At 62.8% G+C, this 16075-nt stretch carries 13 protein-coding genes; 10 read left to right on the forward strand and 3 right to left on the reverse strand.

Features of this window, described 5'->3' with window-relative positions:
- Positions 1-3: 3 nt before the first annotated feature.
- Positions 4-684: an HNH endonuclease gene (locus G154_RS26205; RefSeq protein ID WP_330218777.1), complete on the reverse strand. Its 681-nt coding sequence runs from the start codon at positions 682-684 to the stop codon at positions 4-6.
- A gap of 1014 nt (positions 685-1698) precedes the next feature.
- Between G154_RS26205 and G154_RS24580 the strand changes: the two genes are divergently transcribed.
- The 5 genes from G154_RS24580 (at position 1699) to G154_RS24595 (ending at position 7052) form a co-directional block, all read left to right on the forward strand.
- The gene (locus G154_RS24580) at positions 1699-2358 is read left to right on the forward strand and encodes a hypothetical protein (RefSeq protein WP_131701334.1); all 660 of its coding nucleotides are present in this window, start codon (positions 1699-1701) and stop codon (positions 2356-2358) included.
- 45 nt (positions 2359-2403) lie between these two features.
- Positions 2404-2886 carry a helix-turn-helix domain-containing protein gene (locus tag G154_RS27240; protein ID WP_234713129.1) on the forward strand — a complete coding sequence of 161 codons (483 nt, stop codon included), beginning with the start codon at positions 2404-2406 and terminating at the stop codon, positions 2884-2886.
- A 124-nt stretch (positions 2887-3010) separates the two neighbouring features.
- Positions 3011-3436 carry an integrase core domain-containing protein gene (locus tag G154_RS27245; protein WP_234713128.1) on the forward strand — a complete coding sequence of 142 codons (426 nt, stop codon included), beginning with the start codon at positions 3011-3013 and terminating at the stop codon, positions 3434-3436.
- Positions 3437-4201: 765 nt separating this feature from the next.
- Positions 4202-5269 (forward strand): Shedu immune nuclease family protein, encoded by a 1068-nt coding sequence (locus G154_RS24590; protein WP_234713127.1) that lies wholly within the window; start codon positions 4202-4204, stop codon positions 5267-5269.
- A gap of 349 nt (positions 5270-5618) precedes the next feature.
- Positions 5619-7052: a lipopolysaccharide assembly protein LapB gene (locus tag G154_RS24595; RefSeq protein ID WP_023985471.1), complete on the forward strand. Its 1434-nt coding sequence runs from the start codon at positions 5619-5621 to the stop codon at positions 7050-7052.
- 15 nt (positions 7053-7067) lie between these two features.
- On the opposite strand, the gene G154_RS26210 is transcribed toward G154_RS24595, so the two are convergent.
- Together G154_RS26210 and G154_RS26215 are read right to left on the reverse strand one after the other, a co-directional pair.
- Entirely contained in the window at positions 7068-7685 is a 618-nt protein-coding gene (locus G154_RS26210) for a metallophosphoesterase (RefSeq protein WP_081650103.1), read from the reverse strand.
- Positions 7682-8452 carry a nucleotidyltransferase domain-containing protein gene (locus tag G154_RS26215; protein ID WP_267885082.1) on the reverse strand — a complete coding sequence of 257 codons (771 nt, stop codon included), beginning with the start codon at positions 8450-8452 and terminating at the stop codon, positions 7682-7684. Before G154_RS26215 ends, G154_RS26210 begins: the two co-directional genes overlap by 4 nt.
- 784 nt (positions 8453-9236) lie before the next feature.
- Here G154_RS26215 and G154_RS24600 point away from each other — a divergent pair.
- The 5 genes from G154_RS24600 (at position 9237) to mobF (ending at position 16041) form a co-directional block, all read left to right on the forward strand.
- Entirely contained in the window at positions 9237-10043 is an 807-nt protein-coding gene (locus G154_RS24600) for a TIGR02391 family protein (protein ID WP_019511228.1), read from the forward strand.
- Between the two features lie 107 nt (positions 10044-10150).
- Positions 10151-10390: a hypothetical protein gene (locus G154_RS24605; RefSeq protein ID WP_019511227.1), complete on the forward strand. Its 240-nt coding sequence runs from the start codon at positions 10151-10153 to the stop codon at positions 10388-10390.
- Positions 10391-10524: 134 nt separating this feature from the next.
- A complete protein-coding gene (locus tag G154_RS26625; RefSeq protein ID WP_155944857.1) occupies positions 10525-10701 on the forward strand; it encodes a hypothetical protein in 177 nt (58 codons plus the stop codon).
- A gap of 3 nt (positions 10702-10704) precedes the next feature.
- Positions 10705-11070, forward strand: coding sequence for a hypothetical protein (locus G154_RS24610; RefSeq protein ID WP_019511225.1), 366 nt, complete (start codon positions 10705-10707; stop codon positions 11068-11070).
- A gap of 384 nt (positions 11071-11454) precedes the next feature.
- Positions 11455-16041, forward strand: a complete 4587-nt coding sequence (gene mobF / locus G154_RS24615) for a MobF family relaxase (RefSeq protein WP_023985470.1) — start codon at positions 11455-11457, stop codon at positions 16039-16041.
- The last annotated feature ends 34 nt before the right edge of the window (positions 16042-16075 follow it).

A 16075-nucleotide genomic window follows, 5' to 3' on the forward strand; every position in this document is an offset into this window, starting at 1 on the left:
CGATCACCAATCCATTAGATCAGCGCATGCAAGATCGATATTCATGTGTTCCCAGGGCACCTCGACTGGCGCCGCTACTGTCGGGAACTTCTTATGCGAGACCCACCGCTCCCATAGATCGCGCGTAAAACCCGGCGGCTTCTCCCGATGCCAGTTCAGGTCGTAATCCCAAAACAAATTCGGGTTCTCATCCCACCACCGGCTCGGGATACCAGTCGACGGAGACCGACACCACCAGCAGAATACTGGCGCCATTCCGGGGTGGTCATTGGGATGGCCGTGAACACCGTCACCATCACAGCTGATACAGAAATACGTCAGAGGCAGTGGCTGCCACGAATCGTCGATATGTCGGAAGTTCGACCGATGCCCATTGCAGTCCCAACAAAGAGTCCGCAGGTTGTCGACGTGGTCCGAACCACCGGCTGACCAGGGCACAACATGGTCCAGTGTCAGTCGCTCTACCGCGTTGCACCACACGCACCGAAAGCCGTCGCGCTCGTAGACGTACTTGCGGTCGTCGCTGCGAATCGGTTCGCGTTCCTCGGTGCGGCTGGTCCGGTGGACGGGATAGCGACGTCGCGCCTCTAGTTCCAAGTCCGGTCTCAGCGCGGCTAGCTCCGCGCCAAGGCTGGTGATTTCACGGCGGTGTTCTGACATCGCTTCTCCAACCGGTCCGCACATTCCATCGTCTGTCACTCACAGCTCGTTTCATTGCGTCGCATCGAGCGACCAATTCATAAGGAGCTCGCGCCGGTCCGATACGAGCAACCGTCGCAATGCGTGTTTATCGAGACAAGAGACCCGTGACTGAACAGAGGAGCCGGCTCTGTCAGCCGAACAAGCGGAATTACTTCCGCTTACTCTTCGCCTGCGACAACGCGCTGGCGGCCACGGACTTGGTCTTCGCCGACGTCTTCGGATTGCTCAACAGCGCCGAAGCCTGCTTCGCAACCTTGGCGCTGGTAACCCGAGTACTACTGGACTTTGCCATTAGCTGCATTCCTCCCGTCTGCGCCACTTCAAGGTTTTCCCGGGGCCGAGCGTCTGACTTCCCCGTCGGACATCGGCTCCGGTATGCATGACCACCGCCCGGCTCCCAGCGAGCAGCAGAACAGTTGCGGTGACTCCGCCGCAGTGGTGCCGACGACGCCAGTCAGCTACGCCCTCTTGTCGTAGCCCTTCAGCATCAATGGCGATACGGACATATCAGCTCAACCAGCCGTCGACACGCCGGGACGTATTTCGCGCAGGCCCTGGAGCGGCGTACTCGCACCGAAGCGCATAGTTCCCTGCGCGGAAGTACCGGCGAAACTCGACTCGATGCGTATACGATCCGAGGGCAGACTAGGCCCAGGCCCGCACGGATTGAGCCTGCCTTGGCGGGTGGGGCGAATGCTGCGAGACTGCCCACGCGCGGTGGCATGAGTCAAGGCCTCATGCCAGAGCTTGGGGTTCAGGTGCTCGCAATCAGTTCGCTCATCGCTGTTTTGGCAGTCATCGTTTGGATCACTACATTGAGCGTCTTCGTGGCCAGACGTCACTCGTCCGTCGATTTGGACCGACTCGACCGCGTGATCCGAATTTTCGGAAGCACGCTTCCGTGGCGCAGGCGTTAAGACCTTGCTCCAGTCAGAGGGTCTACTGCCTCGGACCAAGAAACGCAGAACGGACTGCGAGTTTCGAACGATGTCCATCATGAGCATCGAGGCGCTTATCGAAGAATACTGGCGCACACGCAGCCGCAGCGACCAGGACCGCGCGTCCATCCGTCGTGAGGTCATCCAGTACCTCGACACCGCGCTACCAAAACGCGATAAGTACGTCCGTGACGCCGAGAAGGCAGTGCGCGACCTCACGGCTGAGCGCACCATGCTGCTCCGTGCGCACTACGAGGGAGCTGTTCCGCTCGAGCAACTACGAAGCGAGCAAGAGCGAATCAACATTGAGCTTGGAGCCGCCGAGCGTGTACTCAAGGAACGCCTGCTCAGTCGCGATCAGCTACAGCGAAGTTTGGACCACGCCCTTGAGCTCATGCGTGATCCCCACCAGGCCTACGTCGCAAGCGGAAGCCGGGGCAGGCGGTTGATGAATCAAGCAATGTTCAGCCGACTCAACCTGTCAGACGACGAGATTGTCGACGCGCGCCTGACTGACCTGTTTGAGCGACTGCTTGATCCGAATCTGAAGAAGCTGCTCGACGAGGAGCTGACATCGATCTCACACACGGCACGAACCGGCGTAACAGGGGTCAAAACGTCGAAACGTTCGAACTTACGCCCTGTTTATCAGGACCCAAGTTCGAACTTTCGAACTTGGGTAGCGGGGACAGTGTGGGGTTTCAGGACATCGGAATAGGGTGTCTCAAGACATCGGCATAGCTCTATGCGCCAGTTTCAGCTGGTGTCGAAGGCTCGCCTGGTCGTCACCGCTGTACTCGTCGAAGGCCGTTCTCAGTCGCAGGTCGCCCGCGATTACGGCGTCTCCCAGTCCTGGATCTCCCGACTGGTGCGCCGCTACACCCTCGAGGGCGAAGCAGCGTTCGAACCTCGCTCCAGACGCCCGAAAACAAGCCCCACCCGACTCCCACAAGCCACCGTCGACCTGATCATCGACCTACGCCACCAACTAGCGGGCAAAGGTCTCGATGCCGGCCCCCACACCATCGCCTGGCACCTCGAACACCACCAACTCCGCGTATCCACCGCCTCCATCAGCCGCCACCTACACACCGCCGGCCTAGTCGACCCCGCTCCGCAGAAACGGCCAAAATCGTCCTACATCCGCTTCGCCGCCGAACTACCCAACCAATGCTGGCAAGCCGACTTCACCCACTGGCGGCTCGCAGGCGGCGCAGACACCGAAATCGGAGTCCTGGCTCGATGACTGCTCCCGCCACGCGATCTCAGTCACCGCCCACCGGCGCGTCACCGCCACCATCGTCGTCACCGAGTTCGTCAAAGCCACTCAACGACATGGCATCCCGTACTCCACCCTCACCGACAACGGCATGGTCTTCACCACCCGCCTCGCCGGCGGCAGAGGCGGACGCAACATCTTCGAAGCCGAACTGCACCGACTCGGCGTGCACCAAATCAACTCGACCCCCAACCACCCCACCACCTGCGGAAAAGTCGAACGCTTCCAACAAACCCTCAAAAAATGGCTCACCAACGCACCCCGCGCCACCACAACAGCAGAACTACAAACCCAACTCGACGCCTTCGTCGACGAATACAACCACCGCCGCCCACATCGCTCGCTGCCCCACCACGCAACACCCACGACGATCTACACCAGCCGCCCCAAAGCCGACCCAGCAACCCGACTCGACACCCACAACCGCGTACGCACCGACCGCGTCGACCAAGCCGGAGCCGTCACCCTACGAGTCAACGGACGACTCCACCACATCGGCATAGGCCGACACCACTAGCGAACCCGCGTCTTAATCCTGGCCCAGGACCACCGCATCACCATTATCGACGCCGCCACCGGAGAAACACTCCGCGACTTCACCCTCGACCCCACCAGGGACTACCAACCCACCGGCGCACCCAAAGGCCCCAAACGGAAAAAACCGCGGACCTAAAGTAGGTCCGCGGCTATTCCGATGTCTTGCGACATCACATAGTAGCGGGGACAGGATTCGAACCTGCGACCTCTGGGTTATGAGCCGGCCGGTCGGAATCTCGCGCTTATACCTACGTCGCTAATGCGCAGGTCGGCTGCGATTTGGCGTCTCCCATGTCACGCCGTGTCGAGGCGGTCGCCCCCGTTCCGCACGGTTTCGTTCACAAATCCGTTCACATCAATCTCGTCGCCACAAATCTTTGACTACCTGCCCCTAGCGGCGCGCAGCTTTGCTCCGTCGGCTGCCAGCTCCGGTAACTGACGCGTTGCCGTTTCCGAAACACAGCCGTTCCGGATTGCCACTGACAGACTAAGAAAAGTCGGGTTCACGGGAGCGCTAATCAACCACACATTCCGTGTATAGCCCTACGATCGGTGTCATTGACCTGCGATGGAAAGTAGGGGGGATTCTATGGCATTCAAGAGCATCTTCTCGCTCCCGGAGCCTCCCAACGAGGTGACTTGGGCGGAGGGCAGACTCCCGCACCGGACGTACATTTCGCGGAGCTTCACATTGAACCTTCCGGCATCCCGGGACCACGGCGAGCCAGCCAGATATGTGACAAAGGTGTTCGATGAACCGACGTTCGACGACGCGTCAACAACCGAGCTCGATAACGACATCGAGGAGTACATCGTGGCGACGACGCCCCGTGGCCGCAAACAGATCCAGCTTCAGGTTGCCCGCGAAGCGGGTAACGTTCGTCGCCTCGTAATTCAAAGAGTTCCAACAAATCCGGGTTCTAGCAAACTAGAGGTTCTGCTTGATCTCGACCGGACTGGAGCGACGCGCCTCATCGACGTCATCAGGATGGTCAACAGCATCCCTGTCGAAGGCGATACCTCGGTCAGAATTGATGACCAAGTCCTTCAGGATTTCTTTCGAGATCCGGAAGCCATGACAGCGCTATATGGACGAGATCCGGGATCGTTAAGACGGCTAATCGAGCTCGACGCGAGCGCTGCCGACGTCATTGCGATCTCGCGTCGCCGTACGGTCGTGGGATTTTTCCGCAGACTTCTCGAAGATTCTGACCTCTTTGATGAAGTTGCAGCCGACCACAGTAGTCCGGAGAAGGTGTGGCAGAACCTATTTGAGATGGAACCCTGGCTTCTGGGGGCGAACCTGGCGGGCCAACTGATTACCAGCTGGAGCCCGGAACGGCTGGAACAGGTTGTGACAGGCGCGTCCATCTCAGGCCCTGGGAAGAGAACAGATGCGCTGATGCGGACCAACGGCCGCATCAGCGCCATGATTTTTGCCGAGATAAAGCACCATCGAACGTTGCTTGTTGATAAGGAGTATCGATCGGGCTGTTGGGCCCCATCAACAGAGCTCAGTGGTGGTGTCGTTCAGATTCAGCAGACAGTGCATCTTGCGACGCGTGAAATTCAGGACCGCCTCGCGGATAAGGATGGCGACGGGGTGGAGACCGGCGAGTACACCTATGTGGTGCGTCCGCGTTCCTTTCTGATCGTCGGCTCGCTTGATCAGCTACGAGGTCAGGGAGGGATTCAGAAAGAGAAATACGAGTCTTTCGAGCTCTATCGTCGGAATCTCTATGAGCCCGAGATCGTCACCTTTGATGAGCTGCTGGCGAGGGCCGAATGGCAATGCACGTTGCTTGAGACGTAAGCCGCCAGTCGTAGCACACGCAGGCGGAGCTGCTCGCAGCGTCTTGTGGGTGTCGTTCTGACAGATTTGACCCTGCGACCATTTGACCCCAGGGAGCTGTTTGGCGTTGCCTGTGCCTCGACGCGCGCCTCAAAAGTGCAGTTCAGGCGGGCTCTGCCATTTCTGTTCGCTGTATCACGTTGTTAGAGTATGGCTCGGGAAACTGGTGAAACATTCGGCTACGGGGCCGCGCTCGCCTGTGCGTGCTCCGGCGGCTCCACCCGCGCGGCGGACACAGCAACGATTGGGTGCACGGATGCAGCACCGCCCGTCGGCGCAGCACCCTATGCAACTCAGGTTAAGGTGCCCTATGCCAGACTCCCTTCCTCTCCACGTGTTCGTCGCGACGCCCGGCGACGTCACCACGGAGCGAACCTTGATCTCAACCTGCATCGACGAACACAACTCGCGACAGGGATCGACTGGCGTCAAATTCAAGATGGTGGGTTGGGAAAGCGTTCGCGGGACCGCGCGGCGACCCCAGGAGGCAATCAACGAGCTGATCGGCGAATCCCACTACCTGATAACCATGTTCAAAGAGTCTTGGGGTAGCGAACCAGGGAGCCCCTGGGGCTTCACGTCCGGCACCGAGGAGGAGTTGTTCACCGGACTGTTGGAGCTTGGCCGGCCTGAACAGCCTATGCGGGATGTGTGGGTGGCGTTTCTGCCCTCCAAGTCACCTGATACGCGAATCGAATCGCTCCAGGACCAAATGGCGGCCACTCACGCGGTGATGTATGAACGTCCCTCCGACTTTCGGGACCTAAAGTCCAAGATCACCGATCGCCTCGAAGGGTGGGCGGCCACGGCAACGACTAGGAAGGTGGCCCGACACGTCGAACTTCTCCCAACTTCGGGTAGGGATATTCTTCGGGCGGCAAACCTGCGCCGCGATGGCGAGAAGCTGATTGAACTCGGTCAGCCGGGTATCGGTGGGGACAAGCTACAAGAAGCCGCTGCGGTCGGCGGCCCGCCAGAGCAACTTGCGTATGCAAAGTTTCTCGAACGTCGCGGCGATCTCGACGACGCCCGGCGGGTAATCCAGCGCGTAATCGACTACTTTGCAACCGGGCCGGGCGTTCTCCACTCAGCTTTGGCAGCTGAAACCTTCGCCGCTGACGCCCGCATACTTCGCCGGAAAGGGGACGAAGTCGGCGCAATTGGCCGTTTGCAGCATGCCCTGACGCTCCTGGTGGACAGCGATCCGTTCTCTACGAGGGTCAAATGCCGGATACTCGACGACCTCGGAATTGCTTACCAAGCCGTGAAAGACTACGACTCGGCGTTAAAACAATTCGAATCTGCGCGTGAAATTCGCGAACAGCATGATGATACTGTCGAAATTTCTCAGTCCTTGGTCAACATAGCCCGTATCCACGGGAGGACCGGTGACCATAAGTCTGCAGAGGAATTTGCAAAAAAGGCTATAACCGGGCTACGCGACGTACCACCCGACACTCTACGTGCCAACGCAGAAATCCTTCTTGCCCAGACCCTCCTTCGATTGGGAAGGGCCACGGAGGCGATAGAAAACGCGGAACGTGCCGCGGCAATAAATCAGCAGATCGGTAATCGACAAGGTGAAGCAATCGCGTATCTTGTGACGGCTCAGTGCTATCGATCCGCTGGCCAGGACGACAAGGCCAAGTCCCGGGCACAGAAATGTCTAGATCTCAATACAGCCATGGGAAACCAGTATGGCGAGGGGCGCGCGCGCTGGCTTCTCGAAAAGCTTGGCAACTAAACTTGATGAATGGGCCTAGTTCTGAATGACAGGCGAGCCGTCGCTGTCGACCTGAAAATAAGTCCTCGCCGGCCATATGAATGCGGTTAGGCGGCCGTGTGCAAATGATCCACATCCGGTATCAATTCGTGCACTGCTGGTTTCGATCAATGGCACTGCGCCGACCGACACATGCGCTGACACTCTGTAGCGATCCTCGGGCGATGAAAGTGGTAGATGCGAAGCAACCACATCCGCATTTTCAAAACTGTCCGGCATACTTCGAAGGAAATCGATGTGCGTCACAGGTATCCGCGACTCAAACTCAGCCAGAACATTAGGGCCTACCGGACGGCGCAAGTATGAATGGATCGTCTTCGCTCCCCCGATCTTGAGAAAGTGAGTTAGATTAGCACTCTCGAGCGCGTCTAGGAGAACCTTCTCGTGGTTCCCCTTCAGCAGCACCATGGGCAGCCGCTGCGATTCATTGAGTAGCAGCTCGATTACACCAGCCGAATCGGGGCCTTTATTTAGGTAGTCTCCGAGGAAGACGGTTTTCTGGACGTTCAATTTCTCGATGTGACTTATCAAACCCCGCAGGGCATCGGAATTTCCGTGCACATCGCCGACGAACGCAATTGAGTTCTGGCTCATAGAAGAATCTTATCCACCTCCGCATAACCAGTATCCGCACCAACAAGACCAAGCGCCATAAAGCCAATCGCCAGGAGATCGCCTCCGTCGTTCCATTCGTTAACTATCAGTGCCTCAAGAGAGCCGTGAGGATTCGGAGGCAACTCACCAAGTACGCGCTCAAGTCGGACTAAGCATTCCCGCAGGTCAACGACCTGAGGTGGACCCTCGTGCCGAGATGCCAAAAGGGAAACTAACGACGGGTCGTCGTGGCGGGTCGCAATCTCTCGGACTGAGAAGCACGGGTCGCCAGCGGCAATTGCCTGCGCGTAGAGACTGCTTCGAAGCAGGTAACGAGCCTCGCGAAGGAGACCGGTTAGATACTTGGGTAGGTCAGCGTCCAAAGCGCCAAAGACCTTCGACATGTTTCTGACCCGGCTGAACAGGCGAGCTGTGTCGACCTCACCTAGGCCAATCACGACGTCGTGTAGTCGTCCCGTCGGATCCCAAACTATCTGCGCATCGCGTCGCAAGTGCGCCCCAAATAGAGTTCCAACGCCCGACTTTAACTGATCGACTGTGTAGAAGCTCACGTTAACGAGGCCGGAATATACGCTCGGCGACATTCGCTCAGATAGAGCCAGTAGGTCTAAGTCTGAGTCTGCGACCGCATCTCCCCGAGCCCGGCTGCCGTATACCAACAGTCCTTGCACACCCGGCGGGAGATCGGGAACATCCCGCAGAACTTCTTCGGGAATGTCCAGTCCGCGGAGTGCCTGTACGAACACCTCTCGATGCAATCTGCTCCCCCCGACCCTCCACGCTGCTCACTCGACGCACACGCACAGTATCGGAGCGCGTGTCTCCGCCGCGTCCCGTCTCAGCTGTTGAGATTTGCCGCAGCCCGGCGGCATAGTCGGCCAATCCTTGGGGAGAATTAGGCGGGGCCAAGTCAGGTGACGATACTCAGCCGCCGATATGGGCGATGCTGAAGTTCTGCCGGACGGGGAAACCGACACCGCTGTGATGGCGGATCTGGCCAACAACGGACTGAGTTATCCCACTCGTGCGATCAGCACCGCCCCGGTTCCGCATATGATCAGCAAGCACTTACCGATGCGGACGCACCCCGAAGCTCGGGCCGTCGTCAGCGACACGGCTGGCAGACAGCACGCACCCGAAAGGGAAGCGGCACTATGCGGCCGAGGGCGATTTATTCCTGAGAGCGCCGATGCGGACCGAATTGCTCTCCGTTCCAACACAAACGAACGTGTCAGCGGCACGTGAGGCCGAGCCCAGGGACGCGGCGTACATCGTCGTCCATCACATCTCTGGCCTTGACCTGGCTGACCGTACGAGCCGCTCGCAATGGACGCGGAACTCACCAAGCCGCGCACGACGCCCTCGCTCGTCTCGTGGATGTCGCGTTCGGCCCCCGGGGAACTCTCAACTGCCGCGCAGCGGCTCGACATCCTGTTCGCTCCCGCCGCTTGGAGATGAGCCAAACCACTGGGTGAGACGACCGTGTCCGCGTGTCCCTGGCCTGTCGGCCCGCGACGATAGCCTGCTGCAATGACAGCTACGGTCGCACCGTTCGGTCACGGGTCTATTGAGAACATCGCCAGGATCATCGGAGAGCTGTATACGGGCCCCGAGCTGACACGGATCCTCATATCGGTGGGCATGCCCGACCCCCTCGGCGAGCGCCAGACGAAGTGGAAGCGCGTCGCCGCCAGCATGCAGGAGAAGCAGTACTCACAGCGGGACGGGCGGCCGATCCTGGCCGTAATCACCGCGGCGATGAAGCCCGACACGATCTGGGACCGCCAGGCCAAGGCCGCAGTGGCCCGGGACGAGCTGACCCAGGTGCTGTCACTGTCGGGCTACCGGGTGCGCGAAGATGGACGCATCGGAGCTGCCATGACAGCGGCCACAGCGTCCGAAGCGTCTGCGCGGAGCGAGCGTCTACGCAGCCGCCTGACCGAGCGCGGCGCGCATCCAGAAGTTGTCCGCCACTGCCGTGAGGAACTGCTGCGCACGGACTGCTACGAGGCCGTGTTCGAAGCGGTCAAGGGCCTCGGAGCGCGGCTGCGGGAGAAGTCGGGACTCGATAATGACGGCCGTGCACTCGTGCAGGCGGCGCTCCGAGGGAAGTCCCCGCGCGTCCTGATCACGGACTGCTCCACTGTCACCGAGCGCAACGAGCAGGACGGCGTCGCGCTTCTTGCCGAAGGAGTGTTCGCTGCGTTCCGGAACCCCGCCGCCCACGAACCACGACTGGTCTGGGAGGTGTCCGAGCAGGATGCGCTCGACGTGCTGGGCACCCTGTCGGTGATCCACCGCCGCCTCGACGGCGCGCGTCCCGGCGCCGCGAGCTGACGGTGGCCCGAGCCGCGGCATCAGGCAAAGCGCGGCGTGCCCTCGGTCAGTAGTCGTGCTGTGTCCTCAGGCTTTCAGGAACTTCTACTGGTCGGGGAGGTATCCGCATGGCGACTGGCGCCACCGCCACCTACGTGGATGATCACGGGCTGCCTGCAATGCTCAAGCTCAACCTCCTTCGGCGCTACCTGTCGGCGTTCCTAATCGGTACCAGCAAGCAGACCAAACACGTCGCGGATATCGACGGGTGCGCCGGCAGAGGCACGTACGGCGACGGATCCTTGGGGTCGTCCGGCATCATTATGGAGCTCGCAGCCGCGCAGAAGTTCGGACGTTCCAACGACTAAGCCTTGTACACGTGCGGGGAGGACGGGGCTGATGGTTAGGAACACGCTCAGCGTGGTCGACGCAACCCCTACCGCACATCCCCGCTGCCCCTCAACCCACGTCCACCCGCACCGCTACGGCTTATCCTTGAACGATGTCGACGCCCACTCCCAGCGAGCCCCGGCAGGTGAGCCAGCCCGAAGTGCTGGGCGAGCATGATCTCGACGCCGGATACGCGCGGCTGGCGACTGCGTTCAACAGTGATGCCGCCGACGCCGACAGACGTATAGCCCGCGACCACTATGCGCGCCGATTCGACGATCACTTGTGAACTGTGGATCTGCTTGTTCTGGCGGTGCTGGCCGCGATCATTGTCGTTGTCGTACTGGCGGTTCAACGCAAGCAACCGCGCACACTGTTCACAACCCCTGGCGAGCGGCAAGACAGCAGTGATGTCGGCGCGGTACAGCAGTGGGTCGCGCTGCACGACTATGCCCTCGCTCACGGGCTGCGTCTGCTGTACTTGCTGCGGGTCTACAAACGACAGCCCAACGGGTGCAAGGCACAGGTGCCGATATATGGCGACAGCGGGTCAACGCTGCGCGATGCCTGGTTTTGGCGGACGCAGGTAGCGCCAGGGTCGGTCGTCGCGGTCAACGGTCAACGTCAGCGACGGATGGGGTCCGCACACCCGCCGTGATGACGTGCTGTTCATCGGTTCCCAGGACCGCCCCGGAGTGCATGCCACTCTCAACGCCGCCACCGTGCGACGAGCGCAGCGCCAGCACCATCGCCCCAACCACCACTGACAACACCTCAGCACTAGCACTTCCTGTGCCATCCCATTCGCCGATCTGACTATCGCTCAACGCCTCTCATCCCCATCGTGCTGCACACGCGCTGCCGCGTCCCAGCTCCTCTCATTCCCATCCCTTGTTTCCACAGACCGAAACACAACACACCTCTTGCATGAAGGTCACGGTTTGGTAACGGCGGTTGGAGATGTTGCTTCTGGTGGTGGTTTTTTCTGCGGCTGGCTCCGTACTTTCGGGCTCATGCGGGCCAAGGGGTGCATGCGGCGTTGATGTCGATGCACAAGCTGACCGCCGGGGACGGCTACCTGTACCTGGTGCGGCAGGTCGCTGCCGCCGACAGCACCGAGCGGGGCCGCTCCAGCCTGGCTGACTATTACTCGGCCAAGGGCGAATCGCCGGGCCGCTGGATGGGCCGCGGCCTGGCCGCGTTGGCCGACACAGGAGCCCGTGAGGTCAGCGGCGAAGTGCGCCAACAGGTGTGGGCCGTCGAAGGCGGATCGGTGGTCACCGAGGAGCAAATGAAGGCCTTGTTTGGGCTGGGTTGGCACCCCAACGCCGACAAGATTTTTGCCCATCTGTCCCCGCGATTGCGCGCTCAACCCGCGACCGCGGCCGCACAGCTAGGTCGTAAATACCCTGTGCGGGAGGAGCCCTCGTCGGAGTTCACCCGTCGTGTCGGGAAAGCGTTCCGCGCGCACAACATCGGGGCCGGTCTGGCGGGCAACGCCACTATCGACGATGACGTGCGGGCAGGCATCCGTACACAGGTGGCTCGGGAGATGTTCGCTGAGCAGTTTGGCCGTGACCCGGCCGATGAACGGGAGCTGTCAGGGTTCGTCGCGCGGGCCACCAGGGCACGCACTACAGCGGTGGCCGGCTATGACTTGACGTTCTCTCCGGTGAAGTCGATTTCGGCGCTGTGGGCGATTGCCCCGCGAGAGATTGCCGAGCAGATCGAGGCCGCTCACGAAGCCGCGGTGGCCGACGTGTTGGAGTGGCTGCAAGACAACGCCGCCTTTACCCGTACCGGCACCAACGGTGTCGCACAAGTCGACACCGAAGGGCTCATCGCCGCGGTGTTCACCCATCGCGATTCACGTGCCGGGGACCCCGATCTACACACCCATGTAGCGATCGCCAACAAGGTGTCTTACCTCGACCAAAATGGGGTGCGCCGCTGGCTCGCTCTGGATGGTCAACCGCTGCACCGGCTCATCGTGGCGGCTTCGGAGATGTACAACACCCGCATGGAAGTTCACACCATCGACCGGCTCGGTGTGGACTTCGCCGAGGCGTCCCGTGGACGGGGTAAACGACCCGTGCGCGAGATCGTTGGGATGTCAGCGGAATTGATGATGCGTTGGTCGAGTCGTGGCATCGCGATCAAGGCCCGCACCGCCGAGCTGGCCAAGCAGTTCCAGCACAATCACGGCCGCGAACCCACCACCATCGAATCCCTCGCATTGGCTCAACAAGCGACGCTGGAATCGCGCGAAGCCAAGCACGAACCGCGCTCTTTCGCAGAGCAGCGCGCCACCTGGCGCAACCAAGCTATCGAGGTGCTCGGCCACGATGGATTGGAACGCATGCTGGCCACAGTTTTGGGCCCCCGGCGCGTCCAGAAGGCACCGGAAATCACCGCGGAATGGGTGGCGTCGCGTGCTGTCGCAATGATCGCCACCGTGTCCGAATCGCGCGCGACCTGGCAGGCCCACCACGTGCGCGCCGAAGCCCTTCGGGTCGTGCGGAGCGAGGGTGTCGCACACGTGTCGCAGCTTGTCGAACGGCTCACCGGCACCGCACTTTCTGAGGCGTTCTCGGTGCCTCACGCCCGTGGCGAGGACGACGAGTTGGGTGAGCCTGTCGCATTGCGTCGCCGCGACGGTTCAAGCGTCTACAGCCGCCACGGCGTGGCGACCTACACCAGCCGCGAAGTTCTCGCCGCAGAGCAGCGCATCCTGGCCGCTGTCGCACGCTGCGACGGCCGCGTCGCCACCACCTCCGAGGTCGATATCGCGCTGGCCGGTTCGGCCGCCCGCGGCAAGCCACTTAACCCCGGTCAGGCCGCGCTCGTCGAGCAGATGGCCACCAGCGGACGTCGCGTCGCATTGGCGCTGGCGCCCGCCGGGGCGGGCAAGACCACGGCCATGGCCGCGCTGGCGCATGCGTGGCGCAGCTCTGGTGGACATGTCCTCGGATTGGCCCCGACCGCGGCAGCGGCGATCGTGCTCGGGGAGGATTTGGGCGCGACCACCGACACCCTCGACAAGTACGTCCACTGCGCTGATCCGGACAACGCTGCGACGTTCGGAACACCGCAGTGGTTCAACGACATCGGACCGGACACGTTGATCATCGTTGATGAGGCCGGCATGGCGTCGACCGCGGGTCTGGACGCGATGATTGCTGACGCGCAGGGCAAGGGCGCGAGTGTGCGGCTGGTTGCTGATGACTGCCAGTTGGCGTCGATTTCGGCCGGCGGGGTGCTGCGCGACATCGCCACCGAGACCGAGGCACTGTCACTGTCGGAAGTGGTCCGGTTTCACTCCCGCTCCGAGGCCGCGGCGTCGCTGGCGCTGCGTGGCGGCGATCCGGCCGGGATCGGCTTCTACATCGACTCCGGGCGCATTCACGTCGGCGCCGAGCAGACCGCCGCGGACACCGCGTTTTCGGCGTGGCTGGCCGACCGCAACGCCGGGCGCGACAGCCTGCTCCTGGGGCCCACCAACGCGATCGTCGACGACCTCAACGCCCGCGCCCGCACCGCACGTCTGGCCGCCCTCATCGAGGCTGACCCGAACTGGGGCCCGGGTCGTGAAACCGTGCTTGCGGACCAACTCCGTGCCAGCGTCGGCGACGTCATCCGCACCCGCCGTAACGCCCGCTGGCTGCCCCTGTCGGGCACTGATTACGTCCGCAACGGCTACACCTTCGAAATCCTCGACGTCGCCCGCGACGGGGCGCTACGGGCTCGTCATCGCGGCACCGGGCGTGAGATCACCCTGCCGGCCGACTACGTGACCGAACACGTCACCCTCGGCTACGCCGCCACCATCAACGGCGCCCAGGGCTCCACCGCCGGGCACAGCTGCCACGTGGTGGGTGCTGAGCACCTGACCCGCCAACAGCTCTACGTCGCCCTCACCCGCGGCCGCGCCGAAAACCACCTCTACCTCTCGACCGCCGAAACCGACCCGCACCGCATCCTGGCCCCCAAGGCCACCCACCCCGACACCGCCGTGGACGTCCTGTCCCGGATCGTGGCCCGCGACGGCGGCCAGGTCTCGGCCACCACCGCCGCCCGCCAAGCCGCCGACCCGACCCGCAGACTGACCGCGGCCGCAGACATGTTCACCGACGCCCTCGGCGCTGCGGCCGAGCACCAGCTCGGCGCGGGTGCCCGCGACCGTCTCGACGCCCTCGCTGAATCAGTGCATACCGATCTCAGTACCTGCGCAGCGTGGCCCGTGCTGCGTCGTCGCCTGACCATCCGGGCGCTCTCCGGTGCCGATCCCGGCCAACTGTTGACCGCCGCCCGCGCTCGAGGCGGCCTCGACGATGCCGCCGACCCGGCCGCGGTGCTGGACTACCGCATCGACCCCACCGGTTCCGCCGGCCGCGACTGCGGGCCGCTGCGCTGGCTGCCCGCCATCCCCGCCGCCCTGGCCGGCGACCCGCAGTGGGGCGACTACCTGCGTCGCCGAGAAAGCCTTGTCGAGGAGCTGGCCGCGCAGATCCGCGAACAAGCCCGCGCCTGGACCCCCGACACCGCGCCGAGCTGGGCACAGCCCCTGGTCACGGCCAACCCCGCTCTGGCCGCAGAAATCGCCGTGTTCCGAGCCGCCGCCGGCGTCGACGACACCGACACCCGCCTCACCGGCCCACCCCAATACCCGGTGGCCACCCGCGCAATCCAAGACCTCCTGCAACGCCACGGCACCGACGCCATCGAGCGCGATGGCGCCGACCCCGCCCGCTTGAACGACCTCCTCGACAATATCGACCCCCGCATCCGCACCGACGCCTACTGGCCCACCCTGGCCGCCCACCTCACAAGAGCGGCCCGTACCAACGACATTCGCGATGCTCTCACCGTCGCGGCACGCCAAGGACCGCTGCCCGATGAGATGCCCGCCGCGGCGCTGTGGTGGCGGCTGGCCGACGCATTGTCCCGCACCGCAGCCCTCCCCGATCGGCACGTCGTCGACCACGCCACCACCCAGGACGAAGGCGTGCACGCAAGCATGCATGCCACTGAGCGTGCGCTCGTCGAGGTCCTGGCCGCCGCCTGGCGCAACGCCGACCCGCTCGCCATGGCGCGGCCACACACCGACCCCGCCGCGGTCGCGCTGTCGGTGCCCTACGTCGTGGCCACCGTGGCGGCCGAGCGCTACACACCCGACCTCGCCGAAGCGATCCACACAGCGGCCACCGCCGCCAACCGCCACCACGTCCGCGTCACCGCGACCCCACAGCCCGACCGGCTCAGCCTCAACCACCTCGCCGAGCAGATCACCATCCACGAACCAACTCGGCGCGGACCGGTCATCGTCGTTGAGGACGCCGCGGCCGCCGACCCCGACGCCCTTGCGGCGGTGGCCACCGCCCTGGTCCCCGCACACGGCCGCCTCCTGCTGATCGACAACGGACAGCCCGGCAGCGCCCGCCGACTCCTCGACGGACTCACCCTCCCCTGGGCTGAAAACACCCGCCCCGCAACGGACATCGACAATCCCAGACTTGCCGCTGCCGCAGACGAACACCGCGCCATCGCTGCCCGCAGCTGGCGCACTCTCACCACCGGACCCACACGCGATCGAGGCAGAGACCGCGGACACGGCCTCGACATCGACTGACGCGGGCACACCCACCGCACTCGATATATATCGT

It is taken from the genome of Mycobacterium sp. VKM Ac-1816D, from assembly GCF_000416385.1.
Lineage (GTDB): Bacteria > Actinomycetota > Actinomycetes > Mycobacteriales > Mycobacteriaceae > Mycobacterium > Mycobacterium neoaurum_A.

Coding starts and splice junctions, on each gene's coding strand:
- G154_RS26205 (WP_330218777.1), bottom strand. CDS start 684: ATGTGCGGACCGGTTGGAGAAGCGATGTCAGAACACCGCCGTGAAATC.
- G154_RS24580 (WP_131701334.1), top strand. CDS start 1,699: ATGAGCATCGAGGCGCTTATCGAAGAATACTGGCGCACACGCAGCCGC.
- G154_RS27245 (WP_234713128.1), top strand. CDS start 3,011: ATGGTCTTCACCACCCGCCTCGCCGGCGGCAGAGGCGGACGCAACATC.
- G154_RS24595 (WP_023985471.1), top strand. CDS start 5,619: ATGCCAGACTCCCTTCCTCTCCACGTGTTCGTCGCGACGCCCGGCGAC.
- G154_RS26210 (WP_081650103.1), bottom strand. CDS start 7,685: ATGAGCCAGAACTCAATTGCGTTCGTCGGCGATGTGCACGGAAATTCC.
- G154_RS24600 (WP_019511228.1), top strand. CDS start 9,237: ATGACAGCTACGGTCGCACCGTTCGGTCACGGGTCTATTGAGAACATC.
- G154_RS24605 (WP_019511227.1), top strand. CDS start 10,151: ATGGCGACTGGCGCCACCGCCACCTACGTGGATGATCACGGGCTGCCT.
- G154_RS26625 (WP_155944857.1), top strand. CDS start 10,525: ATGTCGACGCCCACTCCCAGCGAGCCCCGGCAGGTGAGCCAGCCCGAA.
- mobF (WP_023985470.1), top strand. CDS start 11,455: ATGTCGATGCACAAGCTGACCGCCGGGGACGGCTACCTGTACCTGGTG.